This window comes from Cellulomonas fengjieae, from assembly GCF_018388465.1.
Lineage (GTDB): Bacteria > Actinomycetota > Actinomycetes > Actinomycetales > Cellulomonadaceae > Cellulomonas > Cellulomonas fengjieae.
In genome coordinates this window covers 2,993,519-3,016,026 of sequence record NZ_CP074404.1, presented here as the reverse complement: position 1 = coordinate 3,016,026, position 22,508 = coordinate 2,993,519, and the positions used below count along the sequence as shown (strand labels likewise).

26 protein-coding genes are annotated in these 22,508 nt (G+C 72.6%); 15 read left to right on the top strand and 11 right to left on the bottom strand.

The window, feature by feature from the left end; translation table 11 throughout:
- The first annotated feature begins 132 nt into the window (after positions 1–132).
- From KG102_RS13945 to KG102_RS13930, 4 genes are all read left to right on the top strand, one after another.
- Positions 133–1,320, top strand: coding sequence for an acetoin utilization protein AcuC (locus KG102_RS13945; RefSeq protein WP_208288346.1), 1,188 nt, complete (start codon positions 133–135; stop codon positions 1,318–1,320).
- 144 nt (positions 1,321–1,464) lie between these two features.
- Complete coding sequence (locus tag KG102_RS13940) at positions 1,465–1,692, top strand: helix-turn-helix domain-containing protein (protein ID WP_208212395.1); 228 nt, start codon at positions 1,465–1,467, stop codon at positions 1,690–1,692.
- A 154-nt stretch (positions 1,693–1,846) separates the two neighbouring features.
- Positions 1,847–1,945, top strand: coding sequence for a 30S ribosomal protein bS22 (locus KG102_RS13935; protein ID WP_003792170.1), 99 nt, complete (start codon positions 1,847–1,849; stop codon positions 1,943–1,945).
- Between the two features lie 154 nt (positions 1,946–2,099).
- Positions 2,100–3,155 (top strand): LacI family DNA-binding transcriptional regulator, encoded by a 1,056-nt coding sequence (locus KG102_RS13930; RefSeq protein ID WP_243883894.1) that lies wholly within the window; start codon positions 2,100–2,102, stop codon positions 3,153–3,155.
- Between the two features lie 20 nt (positions 3,156–3,175).
- Here KG102_RS13930 and KG102_RS13925 read toward each other — a convergent pair whose 3' ends face one another.
- From KG102_RS13925 to KG102_RS13905, 5 genes are all read right to left on the bottom strand, one after another.
- Complete coding sequence (locus KG102_RS13925; protein ID WP_208212393.1) at positions 3,176–3,826, bottom strand: YesL family protein; 651 nt, start codon at positions 3,824–3,826, stop codon at positions 3,176–3,178.
- Positions 3,823–5,085, bottom strand: coding sequence for an arabinan endo-1,5-alpha-L-arabinosidase (locus tag KG102_RS13920; protein ID WP_249667329.1), 1,263 nt, complete (start codon positions 5,083–5,085; stop codon positions 3,823–3,825). The genes KG102_RS13925 and KG102_RS13920 overlap by 4 nt, the downstream gene beginning before the upstream one ends.
- Positions 5,086–5,087: 2 nt before the next feature.
- The gene (locus tag KG102_RS13915; RefSeq protein ID WP_208288347.1) at positions 5,088–5,990 is read right to left on the bottom strand and encodes a carbohydrate ABC transporter permease; all 903 of its coding nucleotides are present in this window, start codon (positions 5,988–5,990) and stop codon (positions 5,088–5,090) included.
- A gap of 14 nt (positions 5,991–6,004) precedes the next feature.
- Positions 6,005–6,949, bottom strand: coding sequence for a carbohydrate ABC transporter permease (locus tag KG102_RS13910; protein WP_208212390.1), 945 nt, complete (start codon positions 6,947–6,949; stop codon positions 6,005–6,007).
- 71 nt (positions 6,950–7,020) lie between these two features.
- Positions 7,021–8,373, bottom strand: a complete 1,353-nt coding sequence (locus tag KG102_RS13905; protein ID WP_208288348.1) for an ABC transporter substrate-binding protein — start codon at positions 8,371–8,373, stop codon at positions 7,021–7,023.
- Between the two features lie 298 nt (positions 8,374–8,671).
- On the opposite strand from KG102_RS13905, the gene arfA reads away from it, so the two are divergent.
- Positions 8,672–10,180, top strand: coding sequence for an arabinosylfuranosidase ArfA (arfA, locus tag KG102_RS13900; RefSeq protein ID WP_208288349.1), 1,509 nt, complete (start codon positions 8,672–8,674; stop codon positions 10,178–10,180).
- Between the two features lie 5 nt (positions 10,181–10,185).
- Positions 10,186–11,220 (top strand): arabinan endo-1,5-alpha-L-arabinosidase, encoded by a 1,035-nt coding sequence (locus KG102_RS13895; protein WP_208288350.1) that lies wholly within the window; start codon positions 10,186–10,188, stop codon positions 11,218–11,220.
- Here KG102_RS13895 and KG102_RS13890 read toward each other — a convergent pair.
- On the bottom strand, positions 11,217–11,741 hold the full coding sequence (locus KG102_RS13890; RefSeq protein ID WP_208212382.1) for a GNAT family N-acetyltransferase: 525 nt from the start codon (positions 11,739–11,741) through the stop codon (positions 11,217–11,219). The two genes, KG102_RS13895 and KG102_RS13890, sit on opposite strands and share 4 nt — an antisense overlap.
- Positions 11,738–12,556 carry an HAD family hydrolase gene (locus KG102_RS13885; protein WP_243884029.1) on the bottom strand — a complete coding sequence of 273 codons (819 nt, stop codon included), beginning with the start codon at positions 12,554–12,556 and terminating at the stop codon, positions 11,738–11,740. Before KG102_RS13885 ends, KG102_RS13890 begins: the two co-directional genes overlap by 4 nt.
- Before the next feature lie 112 nt (positions 12,557–12,668).
- Between KG102_RS13885 and KG102_RS13880 the strand changes: the two genes are divergently transcribed.
- Entirely contained in the window at positions 12,669–12,938 is a 270-nt protein-coding gene (locus KG102_RS13880) for a glutaredoxin family protein (RefSeq protein WP_208212378.1), read from the top strand.
- A 49-nt stretch (positions 12,939–12,987) separates the two neighbouring features.
- Complete coding sequence (locus KG102_RS13875; RefSeq protein WP_208212376.1) at positions 12,988–13,692, top strand: redox-sensing transcriptional repressor Rex; 705 nt, start codon at positions 12,988–12,990, stop codon at positions 13,690–13,692.
- 56 nt (positions 13,693–13,748) lie between these two features.
- Here the strand turns inward: KG102_RS13875 and KG102_RS13870 are convergent, their stop codons facing one another.
- Positions 13,749–14,306 (bottom strand): YceI family protein, encoded by a 558-nt coding sequence (locus tag KG102_RS13870; RefSeq protein ID WP_208288351.1) that lies wholly within the window; start codon positions 14,304–14,306, stop codon positions 13,749–13,751.
- A 103-nt stretch (positions 14,307–14,409) separates the two neighbouring features.
- On the opposite strand from KG102_RS13870, the gene KG102_RS13865 reads away from it, so the two are divergent.
- Genes KG102_RS13865 through ccsB form a run of 6 tightly spaced genes read left to right on the top strand, consistent with a single transcriptional unit; the run spans position 14,410 to position 19,733 of the window.
- Entirely contained in the window at positions 14,410–14,898 is a 489-nt protein-coding gene (locus tag KG102_RS13865; RefSeq protein ID WP_208212372.1) for a MarR family winged helix-turn-helix transcriptional regulator, read from the top strand.
- 47 nt (positions 14,899–14,945) lie between these two features.
- Positions 14,946–15,602, top strand: a complete 657-nt coding sequence (locus KG102_RS13860) for a histidine phosphatase family protein (RefSeq protein WP_208288352.1) — start codon at positions 14,946–14,948, stop codon at positions 15,600–15,602.
- A 22-nt stretch (positions 15,603–15,624) separates the two neighbouring features.
- Positions 15,625–16,200, top strand: a complete 576-nt coding sequence (locus KG102_RS13855) for a TlpA family protein disulfide reductase (RefSeq protein ID WP_249667328.1) — start codon at positions 15,625–15,627, stop codon at positions 16,198–16,200.
- Positions 16,197–17,003 (top strand): cytochrome c biogenesis CcdA family protein, encoded by an 807-nt coding sequence (locus KG102_RS13850; protein WP_208212368.1) that lies wholly within the window; start codon positions 16,197–16,199, stop codon positions 17,001–17,003. The genes KG102_RS13855 and KG102_RS13850 overlap by 4 nt, the downstream gene beginning before the upstream one ends.
- A 1-nt stretch (position 17,004) precedes the next feature.
- Positions 17,005–18,714 carry a cytochrome c biogenesis protein ResB gene (gene resB / locus KG102_RS13845; RefSeq protein ID WP_208288353.1) on the top strand — a complete coding sequence of 570 codons (1,710 nt, stop codon included), beginning with the start codon at positions 17,005–17,007 and terminating at the stop codon, positions 18,712–18,714.
- Positions 18,711–19,733 (top strand): c-type cytochrome biogenesis protein CcsB, encoded by a 1,023-nt coding sequence (ccsB, locus tag KG102_RS13840; RefSeq protein ID WP_208212364.1) that lies wholly within the window; start codon positions 18,711–18,713, stop codon positions 19,731–19,733. Before resB ends, ccsB begins: the two co-directional genes overlap by 4 nt.
- 36 nt (positions 19,734–19,769) lie before the next feature.
- On the opposite strand, the gene KG102_RS13835 is transcribed toward ccsB, so the two are convergent.
- Entirely contained in the window at positions 19,770–20,084 is a 315-nt protein-coding gene (locus KG102_RS13835; RefSeq protein ID WP_208212362.1) for a PLDc N-terminal domain-containing protein, read from the bottom strand.
- Positions 20,085–20,141: 57 nt separating this feature from the next.
- Here KG102_RS13835 and KG102_RS13830 point away from each other — a divergent pair, with 57 nt between their 5' ends.
- Entirely contained in the window at positions 20,142–20,432 is a 291-nt protein-coding gene (locus KG102_RS13830; protein WP_208288354.1) for a DUF4229 domain-containing protein, read from the top strand.
- 46 nt (positions 20,433–20,478) lie between these two features.
- Here KG102_RS13830 and KG102_RS13825 read toward each other — a convergent pair whose 3' ends face one another.
- Together KG102_RS13825 and menE are read right to left on the bottom strand one after the other, a co-directional pair.
- A complete protein-coding gene (locus tag KG102_RS13825) occupies positions 20,479–21,351 on the bottom strand; it encodes a 1,4-dihydroxy-2-naphthoate polyprenyltransferase (protein WP_208212359.1) in 873 nt (290 codons plus the stop codon).
- Positions 21,348–22,490, bottom strand: a complete 1,143-nt coding sequence (menE, locus tag KG102_RS13820) for an o-succinylbenzoate--CoA ligase (RefSeq protein WP_208288355.1) — start codon at positions 22,488–22,490, stop codon at positions 21,348–21,350. The genes KG102_RS13825 and menE overlap by 4 nt, the downstream gene beginning before the upstream one ends.
- Positions 22,491–22,508 lie beyond the last annotated feature (18 nt).

Below are 22,508 nucleotides of genomic sequence, written 5' to 3'. Positions count from 1 at the left end.
AACCGGCCGGCGCCTGCCGGTCGGGCCAACTCTGGCACGGAGCAGGGTACGGCTCGACTCGACAGGCGGGTGCGGGCGCGGGCGCGGTCGTACTCGGTCGACACGGGCGGCGGCGGGTGCGACGGTGAGCGCATGACGTCGCCCGCACCCGTGCGCGTGGTCTGGTCGCGCGAGATGCTCGCGTACGACTTCGGCCACGGGCACCCCATGACGTCCGAGCGCCTGGACCTGACGATCCGGCTCGCCGACTCGCTGGGCCTGCTGGCGGCGCCGGGCGTGGACCTGGTCGGTGCGCAGATCGCGTCGGACGACCTCCTGCAGACGGTGCACGACCCGGCGTACGTCGCCGCGGTGCACCGGGCGTCGGTCGACGGCACACCGGACCTGGCGTTCGGGCTCGGCACCACCGACGACCCGGTGTTCCCGGACATGCACGAGGCCTCCGCCCGGGTGGTGCAGGGCTCGGTCGACTCGGCGCTCGCGGTCTGGGAGCGCCGGGCGATGCATGCGGTGAACGTCACGGGCGGCCTGCACCACGCGATGCCCGCCGCGGCGTCCGGGTTCTGCGTGTACAACGACGCGGCCGTCGCCATCCGCGCGCTGCTGGCCGCGGGGGCGCAGCGCGTCGCGTACGTCGACATCGACGCCCACCACGGCGACGGCGTCCAGGCGGTGTTCTGGGACGACCCGCGGGTGCTCACGGTCTCCCTGCACGAGACCGGGCGGGGGCTGTTCCCGGGCACCGGGCACGCGGGCGAGACCGGGGGGCCGGAGGCGCCCGGCACGGCGGTCAACGTCGCGCTGCCCTCGGGCACCGGCGACGCCGGGTGGTTGCGCGCCCTGGACGCCGTGGTGCCCGCCGTGGTCCGCGCGTTCGCGCCGGACGTCCTGGTCACGCAGCACGGGTGCGACACGCACGGCCTGGACCCCCTCACGCACCTGCGGGTCACCATCGACGGTCAGCGCCGAGCGGCGGAGCTGCTGCACGACCTCGCGCACGAGGTGGCCGACGGCCGGTGGGTAGCGCTCGGCGGCGGCGGGTACGCGGTGGTCGACGTCGTGCCGCGGGCGTGGACGCACCTGATCGGGATCGCGACCCATCATCCGGTCGACCCCGAGAGCAAGCTCCCGGAGGAGTGGCGCGCGCTGGTGCGTGAGCGCTACGGCCGGCTCGGTCCCGACCAGATGACCGACGGCCGCGACGCACGGTTCAGTCCGTGGTCGGCCGGCTACGACCCCGGCGACGACGTGGACCGCAGCATCCGCGCCACCCGCGCGGCCGTGTTCCCGACCCTGGGGCTGGACCCGGACTACGACTGACGCGTGCGGCCACCCGTTGCGCCGCACGGGCGACGTCCCACGAGTCCCCACTATCCCACCCGTCCCACGCGCCACTACGCTGATCACGCACCCGCCAGGTGGGTGCGCGGGCCCGCCGCGCGACGGGCGGAGACGGAAGAGGACATGAGCGACCAGCGCGACCAGCCCGGCCGCACGCGATACCTGACAGTCCTCGAGGTCGCCGACGTCATGCGGGTCTCCAAGATGACCGTCTACCGCCTGCTGCACTCCGGCGAGCTGCCCGGTGTCCGCGTCGGTCGCTCGTTCCGGGTCCCGCAGGATGCGCTCGACCACTACCTGGCGTCGTCGCCCGCCGTGGAGCCGCGCGAGCAGGACCGCCGGACGTCCTGAGGCGCCGCGTCGCCGAGCGCATCGAAGATCGCGTAAGGTGGGGTCTCGGACTTTGTTCGTGCGTGGGCGACTCGATGTGACTCGATCTTCTACGCGTCGATCGACCACCAGAACGGCCCGTCGCCGGGCTTCCACCGAAAGCGAGTGAGGACCCATGGGCTCCGTCATCAAGAAGCGCCGCAAGCGGATGGCCAAGAAGAAGCACCGCAAGCTCCTGCGCAAGACGCGTCACCAGCGTCGCAACAAGAAGTGAGGCACGGCGGCCGCGAGGTCGCCCGCTGACAACGACAGGCCCGGCATCCGCCGGGCCTGTCGTGTTTTCCGGCACATTCCTTCTACAACGATGTAGAGTTTCACTCGTCTGGGACGCTGTCCCTCGGCGGTGGATGCGCACACGGGAGATGGCGATGAGCACGTCCAGGCGGGGCGCGGCGGTGACGATGCACGAGGTCGCCGCGCGAGCGGGGGTCTCGATCAAGACCGTCTCCAACGTGGTCAACGGCTACCAGTACATCCGGCCGGCCACCAAGGAGCGGGTGGAGGCCGCCATCGCGGACCTCGGCTACCAGGTGAACATCTCGGCGCGGAACCTGCGCCGCGGCCGCACGGGCATCATCGGGCTGGCCGTGCCGGAGCTGTCCCTGCCCTACTTCGCGGAGCTGGCCGACTCCCTCATCCGCGCGGCGGAGGCCCGCGGGCTCACCGTGCTCATCGAGCAGACCGGCGCGGTGCGGGAGCGTGAGCTCGAGGTGCTCTCGGGCCAGCGCCGGCACCTCACCGACGGGCTGATCTTCTCGCCCCTGGCGCTCGGCCCGCAGGACGCGGCGGCGCTGCACGTCGACTTCCCGATGGTGCTGCTGGGCGAGCGGATCTTCGGCGGCCCCGCCGACCACGTGACCATGAACAACGTCGAGGCGGCGCGTGCCGCGACGCAGCACCTGCTCGACCTCGGCCGCCGCCGCATCGCCGTGGTCGGGGCGCACGAGGGCGAGACGATGGGGTCCGCCGCGCTGCGCGTGCAGGGCTACCGGCAGGCGCTCGAGGAGGCCGGGCTGGCCGTGGACCCGGCGCTCGTCGGTGAGGCGGGGTTGTGGCACCGGGCGACCGGCGCCGAGACGATGGAGCGGCTGCTGGACTCGGGCGTCGAGATCGACGCGGTGTTCGGCCTGAACGACGCGCTCGCCCTCGGTGCCCTGCACGTCCTGCACGCCCGGCGGATCGACGTCCCGGGGCAGATCGCGGTGATCGGCTTCGACGACATCGAGGAGACCGCGTACTCGTCCCCGACGCTGACCACGGTGGCGCCCGGCCGCGAGCAGATCGCCACGACCGCCGTCGACCTGCTGCTCGCGCGCATCGAGGAGGTCGAGCCCGACGCACCCTTCGTGCAGGTGGTCACCGACTTCGAGATCGTCGTGCGGGAGTCGACGCTGGGGGAGCAGGCTGTCGCGGCGCCGTCCTGAGCGTCAGGCCTCCCTGAGCGTCAGGCCGCGCGGGCGTCGAGCGCGGTCAGCCGCTGCTCGACGAGCCAGCCGCTGGCCAGCAGCGGCAGGCTCACCCCGACCAGCGGGACCAGCACGGTCACGTAGCCGAACGTGACCACCAGGACCGTCAGCACGACGAGCACGGCCAGGCTGGTCAGCGGCGACAGGAGCGGGGCGACGGCGACGAAGCGCCACGTGCGGGCCACCGGGACGTCGTCGTACCGCCGCGCGACCGGCAGGAGCGTGGCGAGCGCGACCACGAGATAGGCGGTCAGCACCAGCACGCCCACCGTCAGGGCCGCCGTGGTGGGGCCCGCGGACGCCGCCGCGAGCACCGAGGCGTCGAGCGCCAGCAGCACGAAGCAGACCGTGAGCGGTGCCCCGAGCAGGTTCAGCCGGTGAAAGCCGGTCCGGTAGGCGGCCCAGAACTCGCGCCACAGGTGCTCCGAGGGCGTGCCGGTGGTGAGCCGCGCCAGCAGGCCGCTCCCGGCCGCGAGCGCGGGCCAGGCGCCCAGCACGACGGCGCCCGCGAGCGTGCCGAGCGCCACGAGCACGTTCACCGCGACGAGCTGGGTGCCCACGCGCAGGAAGACCATGACGCGCCCCGCCCAGCCGCCGACGGCGAGGTCGTCGTGGGTGGCGGCGCTCACGGCTGGACCACCCGGGTGCCCAGGGTGGCGTTCCCGTCCTCGTCCAGGCCGGCGAACGACAGCGTCCGGACGCCGCGCACCGCGTCGACCGACCCGAACACGACGAGCTCCAGGCCCGGCCACGAGAACCGTCCGGCGCCGTGCGACCGGGTGGCGGCCAGCAGGTCGTCGTCGACCCGCACGGTGCGCGACTGCGCGACACCACCGGCCGTGGCGTGGTCGAACGTGACGACCTCCCACGTCCCGGCCAGCGCAGCCGGGTCCGTGGGCGGGCCGTCGTCGGGCTCCGCGTCCCCGGCCCAGGGCTGCGGGGACACCACGGGCCAGCCGTCGGCCGTCCACAGGAGCCGGCGCACCTGCACCTCGTGCCGGGTGGGGTCGCCGGCGTCGCGGACGTGGTGCACCAGCAGCTGCCGGTCTCCGTCCGTGAGCACCGACGCGTGGCCGGGCGCCAGCCAGCGCCGTCCGCCGTCCAGGGCGTGGCCGGCCAGCATGAGGGTGCCGACGAGTGCGGGGTCGCCGTCCAGGTCGGTCAGCGCGCGACCCGCGCGGTCCACGTACGGGCCCGTGAGCGCCTCCGACACCCCCACGCGGACGTGGTAGGTGGAGAAGAGGGAGTCGTAGGAGACCACGAGCGCGTAGCCGCCACCGGGGCGCGGCACCACGAACGCGCCCTCGATCGCGCCCTCCACGCTGTGCGGCCGGCGTGCGAGCAGGATCCCGGGGGCCTCACCCCGGGCGAGACCCGTGGCCGGGTCGAGCTCGAGCGCGTAGATACCGCGGAAGAACGAGCCGTAGACCATCCAGTGCCGTCCGTCGGTGTCCACCACCGCGTTCGCGTCGATCGCGTTCGGTCCGTCCACGTCGTGCAGGCTGGTCACCACGAGCCCGCGGTCCGCCCAGGGGCCGGTCGGGTGCGGGGCGACCGCCAGGCCGATGGCCGACGTGCGCGAGCCGAAGGTCGACGCCGACCAGTACATGCGCCACTCGTCGCCCACCCGCACCACGTCGGGAGCCCACAGGCCCGCCGCGCCGGACCAGGTGGCCCCGTCGGCGGGCACGCCGTCGAGCGCCCAGCCGTGGAAGTCCCAGGTGACCAGGTCCTTGGAGCGGCGGACCTGCACGCCTGCGCGCACCGGTCCGTCGGCCCACGCGTCGGTGGAGAACAGCCAGTACGTGCCGTCGTCGTCGCGGACCGCGGTCGGGTCGTGCGCGTGCCGGCCGCCCCAGAGGGCGGTGTCGGGGGTCGTCGGGAGCACGGTCAGCCCTTCGAGCCGGTGAGCGCGACGGACTCGATGATCTGCCGCTGGAAGATCAGGAACACGACGAGGATCGGCAGCAGGGCCACGAAGGACGCGGCCATGATCAGCGGGTAGTCCCGCTGCGTCGCGAACTCCACGTTGAGGTTGGCGATGACCACCTGGAGGGTCTGCTTCTCCGCCGTGTTCAGGTAGAGGATCGGCGCCAGGTAGTCGTTCCAGATCGCCATGAACCAGAGGATGAACTGGGCGGCGATCGCGGGGCGGATCATCGGCATGATCATCACGCGGAAGATCTGCAGGTAGGACGCACCGTCGATCTTGGCCGCCTCGATCATCGAGTCGGGCACGCTCGACAGGTACTGCCGCAGGAAGAAGATCATGATGATGTTCCCGAACAGCAGGGGCACGATCAGCGGCAGCAGGGTGTCCACCCAGTGCAGCCGGGAGAACATGACGAACTGCGGGATCATGATCGTCGGGTACGGCACCATCAGGCCCGAGAGCAGCACGAGGAAGATCGCGTTCTTGTAGGGCAGCCGCAGCTTGGCCAGCGCGAACGCGGCGAGCGCGGACGTGATCGACCCGACCACGGTGACGCTGAGCGCGACGATCAGGCTGTTCTTGAAGCCGGAGAGCACCGGCGCCTCGCTCCACATGCGCACGAACGTGTCCCACTGCGGCGCGTCCGGGATCCACACCGGCGGCAGCGCGAAGACCTGGACCTTCGTCTTGAGTGCGGTGGTGAACATCCACAGCAGCGGTGCGAGCATCACGAGCGAGCCCGCCGCCAGCAGGACGAACACGGCGATGTTGCCGAGGCGGTTCTGGGAGCTCGCGCTGCGCCGCGCCTTCTCGGCCGGCGCCACCGCGGGCGTCGAGGGCTTCATCAGGGTCGTAGCCATGGTGGTGTCCTCGCTCAGTCGATGCTGAAGCTGTTGCGCCGGTTGAGGCGGAACTGGATGAGGGTGATGACGAAGACGATCAGGCCGAGGACGATCGACATCGCCGTCGCGTAGCCCATCTGCTGGTACTTGAACGCCTTGCGCACGATGTACCAGACGATCGAGGCGGAGCTGAACTCCGGTCCGCCCGCCGGTGTCATGATGTTGATCTCCGTGAAGATCTGCGACCCCGCGATGATGTTGGTGACCACGAGGAAGAACGTCACGGGACGCAGCATCGGCAGGGTGATCGACCGCAGCCGCTGGAACGCGTTGGCGCCGTCCAGTGCCGCGGCCTCGTGCAGCGACGGCGGGACCCCCTGGATAGCGGCCAGGTACAGCAGCATCGAGTACCCGAGGCCCTTCCAGATGGCCATGAGGATGATCGCGGGCTTGACGGTCGCGGTGTTCTGCAGCCAGTCGGGGCCCTCGATGCCGAACCAGGCGAGCACCTGGTTGATGAGGCCGAAGTCGCCGTTGTAGGCGAACTGCCAGACGATCGCGATGGCGGCGAGCGACGAGATGACGGGGACGTAGTAGATCGCGCGGAACGCCGTGCGGCCGGGGATCTTGCGGTTGAGCGCCAGCGCGAGCAGCAGCGAGAGCGCCAGGCCGATCGGGATGCCGATCATGTAGAAGAACGTGTTGTACAGCGAGATGCGGAAGTACTCGTCGCCGAACAGGGTCACGTAGTTGTCGAGCCCGACGAACGTCATCGGGCCGAGGCCGTTCCAGCTGGTCAGCGACGCGTAGACGGCGAAGCCGATCGGGTACAGCGTGAACAGCAGGAACCCGATGACCGGGGCCGCGACGAACGCGAGGGCCCAGCGGTGCTCGGTGCGGTGCAGGCGGCGGTTGGCCTGCTTGGCCCGCTGCTCGGACGTGAGGTCGGCGCGGGTCGACTCGACGGTCGCAGTCATCTTCGGACCTTTCCAGGGGTCCCCGCCGCCCGGGGGCGTGCCCGGGCGGCGGGGACGGGGAGGAGGTGGTGCTAGCTGCCGGCCGCGGCCTGCTCGGCCGTGGCGTTCGACTCGTCGAGGAGCGTCTGCATCTTCGGCTGCTCCTCCGCCAGGTACTCAGCGGCGGTCTGCTTGCCGTCGAGCACGGGCTGGATGTTGGTCCACAGCTCGTCGTACCACTCGGCCCCGTAGGTGAACGCGGCCGGCATCGCCCGTCCGTAGTCCTGGACGATGTCCAGGAACTCCTGCCGGTTGGCGGGCTCGGCGCCCTCCTCGGCCGCCCAGGTCTCCGCCATGTCGATGAGGTTCGGGATCTGGATGTTGGCGTCGACGAGCGTCTGCTGCGCGTCGGCGTCGGTGCTCAGGTACGTGACGAGCTTGACCGCGTCCTCGGGGTGCTTCGTGGTCGCGGAGACGCCGATGCCGAGAGAGCCGATCCAGGTGGCCGACTCGCCGCCACCGAGCGACGGCCACGGGATCAGGTCGTAGTCGAACTCGAGGTCGTTGTAGACGGACACGTCCCACGGGCCGACCGGGAAGAAGCCGATCTCGCCGGCCATCCAGCGCTGGTAGGTGTCCAGCGTGGCGGCGTCGGAGGCCGACGGGGTCACCTTGTCGACGTTCGTCAGGTCCGCGAACTTCTGCAGCGCCTCGGCGAACTCGGGGCTGTCCACCGTGACCTCCGTGCGGTCGGCGTTGGTCCAGTCGCCGTCGTTGCTCCACACCATCGACTGCAGGTTCCACTGGACGTTGAGCCCGGTGCCCCACTGGTCGACGGCGCCGTCGCCGTCGGTGTCGACCGTGAGCTGCTTGCTGATCGCGACGAAGTCGTCCCAGGTGAGCGGCACGTCCTTGTCCGGCAGCGGGATCCCGGCGGCCTCGAGCATCGTCTTGTTGTAGCCGAACGAGAACGGCCCGACGTCCTTGGGCAGGCCGTAGAGCTTGCCGCCGGGCGTGCCCTGCAGCGTGCCGTCGAACCGGTAGGAGTCGACGCCGTACGGCCAGATGTTGTCCAGGTCCACGCCGCTGGCGTCCACCTGCTCGGTGATGTCCATCAGCACGCCCGAGCTCACGTAGGACTGCAGCGTGGCCTGCTCGATGTAGAAGACGTCGGGAACGTTGTTGCCGGCCACGGCCGCCTGCAGCTTGGTGGCGTACTGGTCGGCGTCGGTCACGATCATCTTGACCTTGACGCCCGTGTCGGCCGTGTACTTCTTGATGGCCGCCTCGTAGGCGGCCTTCTCGTCCGGGCCGCCCCGGAACATGAACGTGATCTCCTTGGCGCCGTCGTCGCCGCCTGCGCCGTCGTCGCTGCACGCCGTGAGCGTGAGCGCGCCGGCGACCGCTGCGCACACGGCGCCTGCGATGAGCCTGTTCCTCTTCATCGTCCTGCCTCCCATATCCCGAGGATCTGCGAGGTCACGGTCGTCGGGACCGGGGGACGGTCCGTCGGGGTCGTCGTTGACCTCATTCGCCTGGTCAGCGTTGCATCTACAACGTTGATCTACAACGATGTAGAACATCGCACGAGTTCCCGTCCGAGGTCAAGCCACAACCTGGTAACGGTTGGTTGACGCGATCGGGAGCGCCGTGCAGTATGCCTCTACAACGATGTAAAGGGCGAGTCGATGATGGCGCCGCAGACCGTCGCGCTCGGCACGACCGACCGAACCAGGAGACCTCATGATCCCCGTCCGACTCACCCTCGACCCGGCGTTCCGGGTCGGTCCGGTCCGCCGGCGCACGTTCGGCTCGTTCGTCGAGCACCTCGGACGCTGCGTCTACACCGGCATCCACGACCCTGCGCACCCGACGGCGGACGCCGACGGGTTCCGCAAGGACGTCATCGACCTCACCCGGGAGCTGGGAGTCAGCACGGTCCGGTACCCCGGCGGCAACTTCGTCTCGGGCTACCGCTGGGAGGACGGCGTCGGGCCGCGTGACCAGCGCCCGGCCCGGCTGGACCTCGCGTGGCACTCCACCGAGCCGAACACCGTCGGTGTCGACGAGTTCATGCGCTGGGCCGCGCTGGCCGAGGTCGAGCCGATGATGGCCGTCAACCTGGGCACGCGCGGCGTGCAGGAGGCGCTGGACCTGCTCGAGTACTGCAACGTCCGTGGGGGGACCCGGCTGTCCGACCAGCGCCGCGCCAACGGCGCGGCCGAGCCGCACGACGTGCGCATGTGGTGCCTGGGCAACGAGATGGACGGCCCGTGGCAGATCGGGCACAAGACCGCCCACGAGTACGGCCGCCTCGCCGCCGAGACCGGCCGCGCGATGCGCATGGTCGACCCGGACCTGGAGCTCGTGGCCTGCGGCTCGTCCGGCGTCGCCATCCCGACGTTCGGGGAGTGGGAGCGGATCGTGCTGGCCGAGGCGTACGAGCAGGTGGACCTGATCTCCGCGCACGCGTACTACTGGGAGGAGGATGGCGACCTCGGCTCGTTCCTGGCCTCCGCCGTGGACATGGACCACTTCGTCGACTCCGTGAGCGCGACCGCCGACGCCGTCCGGGCGCACAAGAAGGTGGACAAGCGCATCCACATCTCGTTCGACGAGTGGAACGTCTGGTACCAGCACCGCGCGGAGTCCAGGCCGCCGACCGGGCACGACTGGCCGGTCGCGCCCGTGCTGCTCGAGGACAGGTACAACGTGGCCGACGCGGTGGTGGTCGGCAACCTGCTGATCTCTCTGCTGCGGCACACCGACCGCGTGCACGCGGCCTCGCTGGCCCAGCTGGTCAACGTGATCGCGCCGATCATGACCGAGCCCGGCGGCCGGTCCTGGAAGCAGACGATCTTCCATCCCTTCGCCCAGGCGTCGCGGTACGCCCGCGGTGACGTGCTCCAGGTCGCCGTCGAGGCGCCGACCTACGAGACGGCCAGGTACGGCGACGCCGCGCTCGTCGACGCGGTCGCCACGCGGGACCCCGAGACCGGCGCCGTCGCGCTGTTCGCGGTGAACCGGTCGCTGACGGAGACGGTCACGCTGGAGGTGGACGCCCGTGCGCTTCCCGGCCTGCGCGTCGTGGAGGCGACGACGCTGTCGAACCCCGACCACACGTGGTCGGCGACCGCCGACGACGACACCTCCGTGGCGCCGCGCCGCAACGCCACCGCGGCCGTGCGGGACGGACGGTTGACCGTCGAGGTGCCGCCGGTGTCCTGGAACGTCGTTCGGCTGGGGGTCTGACCGCCGTGCGCCGCGCCGTCGTGGCGGGTGCCGTGGCCGTGGTCGTCCTGGGGGCCGGGGCGGCGGTCCTGCTGTGGCCGAAGCCCGAGCCCGCCGCGACGGCTCTGTCCCTGACCGGGGACATCCGCACGCACGACCCGGCCCTGGTGGTCGGTGACGAGGGGGAGCCCTGGTACGTGTTCTCCACGGGCGACGTCCGCGAGGGCCTCGGCGCACCCCAGATCCGGCGGTCGACCGACGAGGGGCTCACGTGGGAGCTGGTCGGCACCGTCTGGGACGCCGCGACCCGGCCGCAGTGGGCGTACGAGGCCGTGTCGGGGGTGTCCAACTTCTGGGCCCCCGAGGTGATCGAGAACGACGGAACGTTCTACCTCTACTACTCGGTCTCGACGTTCGGCACCAACGGCTCGGCCATCGGCCTGACGACGAACACGACGCTCGACCCGGACGACCCGGACTACGCCTGGGTGGACCAGGGCCAGGTCATCGCGTCCGTACCGGGGGAGACCGACTACAACGCGATCGACCCCGGCGTGGTCGAGGACGCGGACGGCACGCCGTGGATGGCGTTCGGCTCGTTCTGGGGCGGCATCCAGCTGGTCGAGCTGACGTGGCCCTCGGGCATGCCGGTCGACGGGGCGACCCCGGTGACGATCGCCAGCCGCACGGCCCCGCCCAACGCGATCGAGGCGCCCTACCTGGTGCTCCGCGACGGCTGGTACTACCTGTTCGTCTCGCGGGACACGTGCTGCCGCGGCAGCGACTCCACGTACAACATGGCCGTGGGGCGCTCGCGTGAGGTGACGGGGCCGTACGTGGACCGGTCGGGCACGGACATGACGCTCGACGGCGGCGAGCCGCTGCTGGGCACGGTCGGCGACATGGTCGGTCCCGGCGGGCAGTCCGTCTCGCGCGGGCACCTCGCGTTCCACTACTACGACGCGGCGGCGGGCGGCGACTTCCGGCTCGAGCTCCGCGAGCTCGCCTGGGACGACGAGGGCTGGCCCGTCGCGACGGCGCGCGAGGAGCAGGACGACTAGAGCGGCCGCTCCAGCACGTAGTCGTCCTCGACGCGGGTGCCGACGGTGAAGTGCTTGGTCCCGACGACGGCGAAACCGGACCGCAGGTAGAACGCCTGCGCGCGCGTGTTCTGCTGGTTGACGCCGAGCCACATCCCGCGGGCGCCGCGCGCCCGCGCGACGTCGAGCGAGGCGTCCATCAGCGCGTGCGCGACGCCCGCCCCGTGGTGGGCCGGGTGCACGTAGCACTTGGACAGCTCGATCGTCGGGCGCAGGCGCAGGGCGGCCCGCACGTCCTCGTCCGCGGGCTCCCCGGCGACGAGCATCGTGTACCCGACCGGCTCGCCGTCACCGGCGACGAGCACGTCGCGCAGCGGGTCGGCGAGATACTCGGCGAACCGGTCGACCGAGAGCACGGTGTCGATGAACTCCTGCTGGTCCGCCGGCGTCGACCCGGGCGGGCAGGCCAGGGGGAACGTGAGCGCGGCGAGCCGGGCGAGGGCGTCGAGGTCGCTGTGCTCGGCTGCGCGCACGGCCGTCACAGGACGTCCTCGCCGCCCGGGCCGCGCCACGACCGCAGCAGGGTCCGCGTCACGAGCCCGCCCGCCCAGGCCAGCCCGGCCAGGCTGGCCACGGTCGTGCCGCGGCGCGCGTTGCGCCGGCGGTTGCGGAACTCGCGCACGGGCCAGCCGACCTCGGCGGCGTAGCGGCGCAGGCGACGGTCCGGGTTGATAGCGCACGGGACGCCCACCTCGGACAGGATCGCGACGTCGTTCGTCGAGTCCCCGTACGCGTACGAGATCGACAGGTCGATGCCCTCCTGCTCGGCCAGGGCGCGGACGGCGTCGGCCTTCGCCCGGCCGTGCAGCATGTCGCCCACCAGTCGGCCGGTGTAGAAGCCGTCCTCGTGCTCGGCGATCGTGCCCAGCGAGCCGGTCACGCCGAGCCGGCGGGCGATCAGCGAACCGATCTCGACGGGCGTCGCGGTGACCAGCCAGACCGAGTGCCCGGCGGCGATGTGCTGGTCGATCAGGCGCTGCGTCCCGGGGTAGATGCGCAGGGACAGCACCTCGTCGTAGACGTCCTCGGCGATCGCGGTCACCTCCGCGACCGAGTGGCCCTTCATGATCGACAGGGCGCGGCTGCGGAGCTCGTCGATCTGGTCCGTGTTCTCCCCGAACATCCGGTAGCGCAGCTGGTGGATGGCGAACTCCACGAGCTCGAGCTTGCGGAAGAACCCGCGGCGGTACAGGCCGACCGCCAGGTGGAACGCGCTGGCCCCGCGGATGATCGTGTTGTCGACGTCGAAGAACGCGCCCGTGCCGGGACCGCCCGGACCGGACCCCGGGTCCCGCAGGACGGGAGAGGGGGCGCTGGAGTTCCCGGACGCCTGACGCACCCGGTCACTGTAACGACGGCGGGGGTCCGGCGCGGCGGACGACCACCCCGATCGGTGAGACTCTGTCGCCATGACTCGAGTGGTGCTCTTCGGCAGGGACGGCTGCCACCTGTGCGACGAGGCGCGTGAGGTGGTGCGCGCCGTGTGCGACGAGACGGGCGTGCCGTGGTCGGAGGTCGACATCGACTCGGACCAGGTGCCCGGCCGGGACCTGGTCGCCGAGCTCGGCGAGCTGGTGCCGGTGGTCGAGGTCGACGGGGTGCAGCAGGGCTACTGGCGGATCGACGCGGCGCGTCTGCGCCGAACCCTTACGGCGGCCGGTCCCCGACCCCTAGCCTGACCAGCGGGGCCCGGGTGACCGGGTCCGACGGGCGGCACGGGGGTCGTAGGTGGACACACAACGGACAGGCCCCCGGGCGCGCACCGGTGCGGTGGAGCCGGGGGCGGGCCGCTCGCGCGGGCGCGACGTACCGCCCGCCACGGTCGCCCGGCTCCCGGGCTACGTGCGCGTGCTGCGGTCCCTGTCGCAGGACGGCGTGGTCACGACGTCGTCGGAGGAGCTGGCCGCCGGCGCCGGGGTGACCCCGGCGCAGCTGCGCAAGGACCTGTCGTTCCTGGGCTCCTACGGCCGGCGGGGCGTCGGGTACGACGTCGTGCACCTCTCGGAGCAGATCTCGGTGGCCCTGGGGCTGACCACCCAGCGCCGGGTCGTCATCGTGGGCATCGGCAACCTCGGCCACGCGCTTGCCAGCTACTCGGTGTTCGCCGAGCGTGGCTTCGCGGTCGTCGGCCTGATCGACGCGGACCCGGCCGTGGTCGGCACCACGGTGGCCGGGCTGGTGGTGCAGCCGTCGTCGGCGCTGTCCGACGTGGTGAGCGCGGCGGACGCCACCATCGGCATCATCGCGACCCCGGCGGCCGTGGCGCAGGACGTGTGCACCGCCCTGGTCGCCGCGGGGGTGGTCGGCATCCTCACGTTCGCGCCGCGTGCGCTGCGGGTGCCGCCGCACGTGGACCTGCGGGCCGTGGACGTGGCCTCCGAGCTGCAGATCCTCGCGTTCCACGACCACCGGCGCACCGGCACGGGCGCGTGAACGCGCGAACGGCCGGGTCCACGGGGGACCCGGCCGCCGGCGGACGTGCTGCTGCGTCAGCCCTTGATGATGGAGACGTCGAGCGTGATGACGACCTTGTCGGAGATCAGGACGCCGCCGGCCTCGAGGGCCGCGTTCCAGGTGAGGTCGAAGTCCTTGCGGGAGATCGTCACGGTGGCCTCGAAGCCGGCACGGGTGTTGCCGAACGGGTCGACCGCGGTGCCGTTGAACTCGGTCTCGAGCTCGACGGGGCGCGTGACGCCGTGGATGGTGAGGTCACCGGCGATCACGTGGTGCCCGCCCGCCTCGCGGATCTGCGTGGAGACGAACGTCCACTGGCCGAACTTCTCCACGTCGAAGAAGTCGCCCGACTTCAGGTGGCCGTCGCGGGTGGCGTCCCCCGTCGTGACGGTCGAGGGGTCGAGCGTGACGGAGACCGACGTCGCCGTCAGGTCCTCGCCGACGACGACGGTGCCCCCGGTGACGGCGATCGTGCCGCGAACCTTCGAGATGCCGGCGTGCCGGACGGTGAACGCGGCCTCGGTGTGGGACGCGTCGATCGCCCAGGTGCCTGCGGTCAGGCCGGTCGGGACTGCGGTGGTGGCGGTGCTCACGAGATGTCCTCCTGGTTGTTGAATCGTCAACCAAACTGTTAGTTCAAAGTTGTACTACAGTTGCAGCGCGCGCGCAACCGCAGTCCACGCAAGGAGTACTGGCATGACGACCGACACCCCGACCACCGTGAAGTGGCTCGACGCGGAGCAGCAGGCCCACTGGCGCTCCTTCCGCGGCGGCGTCGACCGCCTGTACGCCGCGCTCGACCACGAGCTCGAGCAGGAGACGGGGCTGTCCAGGCACGAGTACGAGGTCCTGGTGCGGCTCTCCGAGGCGCCCGAGCGGACCCTGCGGATGGCGCAGCTGGCCGACAACCTCGCGCACTCCCGCAGCCGGCTCACGCACACCATCCGGCGCATGGAGGAGCAGGGCCTCGTGGTGCGGCTGCCGTGCGTCGAGGACGCGCGCGGCGTCAACTGCACGCTGACCGAGAAGGGCTGGCAGACCCTGGTCGCCGCGGCGCCGAGCCACGTGCAGTCCGTGCGCAACCACCTGGTCGACGTGCTCAGCCCCGAGCAGTTCGCCGCACTGGGCGACGCGATGGAGACCGTCCGCCTGCACCTCACGGGTGGCGCGTGTCACGCAGAGTGACGGGCCCGGTGTCCGGGGAACACAGGAGTGTTTGCGAGACTGGACCCATGGTTGCGACCACGATCCACCTGATGCGGCACGGCGAGGTGCACAACCCCGGCGGCGTGCTCTACGGGCGGCTGCCCGGCTTCCGGCTGTCCGAGCGCGGTGTGGCGATGGCCCACATGGTCGCCGACCACCTCGCGGGGGAGTCCGGCGGTCCCCGCCGGGACGTCGTCGCGGTCGTCGCCTCGCCGCTGCAGCGCGCGCAGGAGACGGCCCGCCCCATCGCCGAGGCGTTCGGACTCGACGTCGGCACCGACGAGCGGATCATCGAGGCGGGCAACCACTTCGAGGGCAAGACGTTCGGCGTCGGCGACGGCTCGCTGCGCCACCCCGAGCACTGGCCCTTCCTGCGCAACCCGTTCCGGCCGTCCTGGGGCGAGCCGTACCAGGAGCAGGTGGACCGCATGCTGGCCGCCGTCGAGAAGGCGCGCACCCTGGCCCGCGGCCACGAGGCCGTGCTGGTCAGCCACCAGCTGCCGGTCTGGGTCACGCGGCTCGCGCTCGAGAACCGGCACCTGTGGCACGACCCGCGCAAGCGGCAGTGCTCGGTCGCGTCCCTGACCAGCCTGCGCTTCGAGGACGACACGCTGGTCGGGATCGGCTACAGCGAGCCCGCCGCGGTGCTGCTGCCCGGCGCGTCCACGGTCGCGGGGGCCTGACGTGCGGGGGCGCACGCTCGTCGTGAGCGCCCTCGCGGTGCTGCTCCTCGCGGGGTGCGCGCCCGAGGCCTCCACCACCCCGGACGACGTCGTCGACCAGGGCTACCAGTCCGGTGACGGCAGCACCACCACGTGGCCCGTGGGCGAGAGGTCGGGTCCGCTCGATCTCGCCGGCACGGACTTCGCGGGCACCGTGCAGGACGTGGCCGACTGGCGCGGCGACGTCGTCGTCCTGAACACCTGGTATGCCAACTGCCCGCCGTGCCGCGCCGAGGCGCCCGACCTCGCGGCGCTGTCCACCGACTACGCCGACGACGGCGTGCGCCTGCTCGGCATCAACCGCACGGACGACGCCGGCACCGCGCAGGCGTTCGAGCGGCAGTTCGCGGTCCCGTACCCGAGCCTGGCGGACACGGACGGGACGGCGATCGCGGCGCTGCAGGGGACGGTGCCGGTGAACGCGGTGCCGACGACGATCCTGCTGGACCGCGAGGGCCACGTCGCCGGACGCATCCTCGGCCTCGCCGACCCGACGACCCTGCGCTCGATGGTCGACGAGCTCCTCGCGGAGCAGCCCGCCCCGCAGCCCGCGTCATGATGCTGCTCGACGCGGGTGACGCCTTCGGCCAGACGGTGGTCTCCGGCTCGCTGCTGCTGGCGATCCCCGTGGCGCTGCTGGCCGGGCTCGTCTCGTTCGCGTCGCCGTGCGTGCTGCCCCTCGTCCCGGCGTACGTCGGCTACCTGGGCGGCATGACCGGCGCCGCCGAGCGCGTCGCGGTCCCGACCGGGACGACGCTCGTGCGCACGGCCCCCGCCCGCAGCCGCGTGCTGCTCGGCGTCGCGCTGTTCGTCGCCGGGTTCACCGCCGTGTTCGTCGCGCTCGCGGTCCTCGCGGGCTCCCTGGGCGGCCTGCTGGTCGAGTACCAGGACCCCATCACGCGCGTGCTGGGCGTCGTCGTCATCGTGCTGGGCCTCGGGTTCCTGGGACTGATCCCGTTCCTGCAGAACGAGCGGCGCCTGCACCTCGCGCCCCGCGCGGGCCTGTGGGGCGCACCCCTGCTCGGCGTGACGTTCGGGCTCGGCTGGGTGCCGTGCATCGGACCGACGCTCGCCGCCATCCTGACGCTCTCCCTCGACGAGGGGTCGGCGGGTCGCGGGGCGCTGCTCGCCGCGGTGTTCTGCCTCGGCCTCGGGCTGCCGTTCCTGCTGGTCGCGCTCGGCATCGACCGCAGCGCGCGCATGCTCGGCTTCCTGCGCCGGCACCGGCTCGCGATCATGCGCATCGGCGGCGGGATGCTCGTGATCCTCGGCCTCGCCCTCGTGACCGGCGTCTGGGGCACGTGGTCCTCCTGGCTGCAGGGCGTCCTCGTCGGTGGCGGCCCGTTCGTGCCGGTGGTGTGACGTGACGACCCACCGCCCCGAGGGCCTCTCCGACGTCTTCGCCGAGCCGACGGAGGCCCCGGCCCCGACGTCGACCGTGCCCGCGTCCCTGCCCGCGCTGGGGTTCGTCGGCTGGCTGCGCTGGGCCTGGCGCCAGCTCACCAGCATGCGGGTCGCGCTGCTCCTGCTCATGCTGCTGGCCGTGGCCGCGGTGCCCGGGACCGTCTGGCCGCAGCGCGCGCAGGACGCCGCCCGGGTGGCGACCTACATCGCCGAGCACCCCACGGCGGGCCCCTGGCTGGACCGGCTCGGGTTCTTCGACGTGTACTCGTCGGTCTGGTTCTCGGCGATCTACATCCTGCTGTTCGTCTCGCTGGTCGGCTGCATCCTGCCGCGCACCAAGGTGCACCTCGCCGGCGTGCGCGGCCGGCCGCCGCGCGCGCCCCGCCGGTTCGCCCGGTTCCCGGCGCAGGGTTCCGGCTCGGTCGAGGCGTCGCCCGAGCGGGCCGCGCAGGACGCGGTGGGCGTCCTGCGCGCCGGGTGGCGCTGGCTGCCGTTCGTCCCGACCTACCGGGTGGACGCGCGCGACGAGGGCGGCGGCACGTGGTCGGTCTCCGCGGAGCGCGGCTACCTGCGCGAGACCGGCAACCTGCTGTTCCACCTTGCGCTCGTCGGCCTGCTCATCTCCGTGGCCACCGGCCAGATGCTGCACTACCGCGGGCAGGCGATCGTGGTCCAGGGCCGCGGCTTCGCCAACGCCCAGGTGGACTACGACACGTTCGAGCAGGGCACCGCGTTCTCGCCCGAGAGCCTGGTCCCGTTCACGCTGCGGCTCGACGAGTTCGAGTCCCGGTTCGACCCGGTCACGCTGCAGTCGCGCGACTTCACCGCGCACGTCACGCTGACCAACCCCGGCGAGGACCCGGTGGCGGAGACCATCAAGGTCAACCACCCCCTCACGGCCGGTGGCGCCAAGGTCTACCTGCAGGGCAACGGGTACGCCCCCGAGCTCACCGTGCGCGACGCCTCGGGCCAGGTCGCGTTCTCCGGCCCCACGCCGTTCCTGCCGCAGGACGAGGTGTACACCTCGCGCGGCGTGGTCAAGGTGCCTGACGTGTCCGGCGACCAGGAGCAGATCGGCCTCGTCGGCTACCTGCTGCCGACGGTCGACGTGCGCGAGACGGCCTTCGGCCCCGCCTACGCGTCCGTCCACCCCCAGCCCGACGACCCCGCGCTGGTGCTCGCGGTGTGGCGGGGCAACCTGGGCCTGGACACCGGGGTGCCGCAGAACGTGTACGAGCTCGACGAGTCCCGGATGACGCAGCTCATGGACGCCGACGACAGCCCCGTGACGCTCGTCGTGCGCCCCGGCGAGACGGTCGACCTCCCGGACGGCATGGGCACCCTGACCTTCGACGGCCTGCCCCGGTACGTGGCGCTCGACCTGCGCCACGACCCGGCGCTGCCGTTCGTGCTGGTGTTCGCGCTGCTCGCGTTCGCCGGTCTGGCCACCTCGCTCTTCGCGCCCCGCCGACGCCTCTGGCTCCGCTTCGCGCCCGGTACCGGCGGGCAGGACCCCCGTACAGTGGTCACCGCGGCCGGCCTGGCCCGCGGCGACGACGTCGGCCTCCAGCCCGAGCTCGACCGGGTGCTCGCGCAGCTGGCGACCCGCACCGATGACAGACCCCCGGTCGCTCCCCGCGGCCCGACCTCAGGAGAGGGCACACCATGACCACCGGTGACCTGAGCACCTTGCTCGTCTGGGGGGCCGCGACCGCGTTCACCGTCGCCCTGGTCGCGTTCAGCATCGACCTGGCACGCATCGCCGAGCGTTCGCAGAAGCGCGTGCCCGAGGCCGCGATGGCCGGTGCATCCGGGCGTCCCGCGACCGCCGTCGCAGGGTCCGAGGCCCAGCGCGCGCCCGGCCGCTCGATCCGCGCCGAGGGCATCGCCCGTTCGACCACGGTGCTGGGGCTGGTCCTGCTCTTCGCCGGCATCGTGCTGCGCGGGATCGCCGCCGGCCGGTGGCCGACCGCCAACATGTACGAGTTCACGATCGTCGGTGTGTTCGTCGCCGTGCTGGTGCTGACGGTCGTGCAGCACCGCCGGGTCATCGCCTTCGTGGGCGTGCTCGTCATGGGCATCTCGGTGCTGGCCCTCGTCCTCGCGCTCAACGCCTTCTACATCCAGGCCGACGCGGTGCAGCCGGCCCTGCAGAGCTACTGGCTGATCCTGCACGTCGGCGTCGCGATCATCGCGACCGGCATCTTCACGGTCGCGTTCGCGTCCTCCGCGCTGCAGGTCCTGCGCAGCTACCGCGAGGAGGGCCTGGCCCAGGACGCACCTGCGGTGGGCGTCGGGACCGCCGGCCGGTCGAGCTCCGACCGGTTCCGCACGCTGGTCAGCGGGCCGAGGTTCGGCTGGCTCGAGCAGGTGCCCGGCTCGCGGGAGCTCGAGGCGCTGTCCTTCCGGCTCAACGCGATCGCGTTCGTCCTGTGGACCTTCACCCTCATCGGCGGCGCCATCTGGGCAGAGCACGCGTGGGGCCGGTACTGGGGCTGGGACCCCAAGGAGGTCGGCACGTTCGTGGCCTGGGTGGTCTACGCGGCCTACCTGCACGCGCGCACCACCCGCGGCTGGAGCGGGCGGCGGGCGGCGTACTTCGTGTTCGTCGGCTACGCGGTCGTGATCGCCAACTTCACCGTCGTGAACCTGGTCGTCACGGGGAAGCACTCCTACTCGGGCGTCTGACGCCACCGTCCGGCGGCTCGGGCGCGCCCGCTCAGGTCACGCCGCCGGCGGGCCGTCGGACGTGCCGGGGTCCGTGCGCCGGTGCTCCTCGTCGAGCCGCGACAGGAAGTCGGGGTCGTCGTCCGGACCGGTGGTCCGGCCACGGTTCGGCGCCTGCGTGGGCCCACCGGAGGAGCGCCGCGACCAGCGCACGCCGAGCCAGGCGAGCGGCCCGAGCACCGGGACGACGAGGACCAGCAGGACCCACAGCCCCTTGTGCACGCCGAGCCGCTCGGCGGCGCTGCTGCGCAGCACGTCGATCACGCAGTAGATGGTGACGCCGATGATCAGCAGGACAGCGAGGTTCCTCACCCAGTCAGACTAGACGCCTGTCGTCACCCACACGCGCCCGCGGCCTACCCTGGGGTCGTGCCTTTCGTCGTCTACTCGGTCCTGCGCCTCGCGCTCCTCGGCGCGTGCGCCGGCCTGCTCTGGTGGGCAGGCCTGCGGTCCTGGCTGGTGGTCGTGGTCGCCGCCTTCCTGGCCTGGGCCCTGTCGTACGTGCTGCTGAGCGGCCCGCGCGACGCGGCCGCCCGCCAGCTCGCGGAGCGGGCGGAGCGTCGGCGCGCGGCGGGGGACCGGCCGGTGCTCGGCAAGGGCGCGCAGCAGGACGCGGACGTGGAGGACGCGGCCGACGAGGCCTCCCGCGAGGGCCAGTGACGCGCCGCTGAGCAGCTGGCACGCGGCGACGGGCGCAGGTCGGCCGCTACAGCGCCAGACCGAGGCCCAGCGCCACCCCGAAGGCGAGCTCGAGCAGGCCCGTGCCCGCGAGGACCGGGACCAGCGCACGACCTCGCGCACCGACCAGCACGGTGACGGCCAGGATGACGGCGGGCGCCAGGAGCCCCAGCACGACCAGCGTCCACGGTGACGCGAACGCGCACACGATCCCGCCCAGCAGCACCGGCACCACCACGAGCACCGCGTACACCTGGCGGGAGCGGCGCTCGCCCAGCCTCACCGCGAGGGTGCGCTTGCCGACGAGGACGTCGGTGGGCACGTCGCGCAGGTTGTTCGCCATGAGCAGCGCGCACGCGAGCATGCCGATCGACACGGCACCCACCCAGGCGGGCCACGAGAGCTCGTCCGCCTGTGTGTACGTGGTGCCGAGCACCGCCACGAGGCCGAAGAAGAGGAAGACGCCGACCTCGCCGAGCCCGCGGTAGCCGTAGGGCGACTTCCCGCCCGTGTAGCCCCAGGCCGCCAGGATCGCGACGACCCCGACGGCGAGCAGCCACCAGTGCCCGGTCAGGGCGACGAGTACCAGACCGAGGAGCGCTGCGACGCCGAACGCGGCGAACGCGGCGGCCTTGACGGTGCCCGGGCTCGCGGTGCCCGACGCGGTCAGCCGCAGGGGGCCCACCCGGTCCACGTCGGTGCCGCGGATCCCGTCGGAGTAGTCGTTGGCGTAGTTGACGCCCACCTGCAGCGCGAGCGCGACGCCGAGCGCGAGCGCCGCGCGTCCCAGGTGGGCCTCGCCCAGGTGCGCGGCTGCGCCGGTGCCGACGAGCACCGGGGCGGCCGCGGCAGGGAGCGTCCGCGGCCGTGCACCCTGCACCCAGTCGCTGGCAGTCGTCACGTCAGGTTCCTCTCGAGCTGGTGGACGGCGAGCTGCGCTGCAGCCCGACGGTCGATCTTGCCCGGGCCGCGGACCGGGAGCGAGTCCGCGACCACGAGGTGGCGCGGGGCGTGCATGGGGCCGATCCGGTCGGTGACGGCCGCGCGGACCTCGCCCAGCGACGGCGGGCGGACGCCGGCGGCCGGCACGACGACCGCGACCACGGCCTGGCCCCACTCCGGGTCCGGCACGCCCACGACGCAGACCTCGTCGATGCCCGGCAGCCCCGCCAGCACGGCCTCGACCGGCCCGGGCGGGACCTTGGCGCCGCCGGTGACGACCACGTCGTCGGCGCGGCCGAGCACCGTCAGCGTGCCGGCGGACCACGCGCCGAGGTCCGTCGTGCGCAGGTGCCGGACGCCGTCCACCTGGACGAACGCCTGGGAGTCGAGGTCGGGGCGGTCCAGGTACCCGTCGGCGAGCACCGGCCCGGCCAGCAGGATGCGGCCGTCGTCGTCGATGCGGACGGTGACGCCGTCGAGCGGCGTCCCGTCGTAGACGCACCCGCCGCAGGTCTCCGACATGCCGTACGTGGTGACCACCGCCACCCCGGCGGAGTGCGCCCGGGCGAGCAGGTCCGGCGGCGCGGCGGCGCCCCCGAGCAGGACGGCGTCGAACCCGCCGAGCGCCGCGGTGGCGGCCTCGTCGGCCAGCAGCCGGACCAGCTGGGTGGGCACGAGCGAGGTGTAGCGCGGCCCGTCGGCAGGCAGGGACGCGCTGGCCGCCACGAACCCCGCGGCGCGGAACGGGCCCGTCGGGAGCGTCACCGGGCTGGTCCCCGCCAGCACGGAGCGGACGAGCACCTGGAGGCCCGCGACGTGCTCGGTGGGCAGTGCGAGCAACCACCGCCCGGGTCCGGCGAGCCGTGCGTGCGTGGCGCGGCCGGAGGCCACCAGGGCGGAGGCGGACAGCAGCACCGTGCGCGGTTCGCCTGTGGAGCCGGACGTCCGCACGGCGACCGCGACGTCGTCCCCGACCTGCGCACTCACGGGCCCGTGCGCGCCGGGCGCGACGGCGGGTCCCCGGCCCGACAGCGCCGCAGACAGCGCCGCGAGGAGGAGGTCCGGCCGCGCGGGGAGGTCACGCAACGGCCGGCTCATCCGACCAGCGTAGGTCCG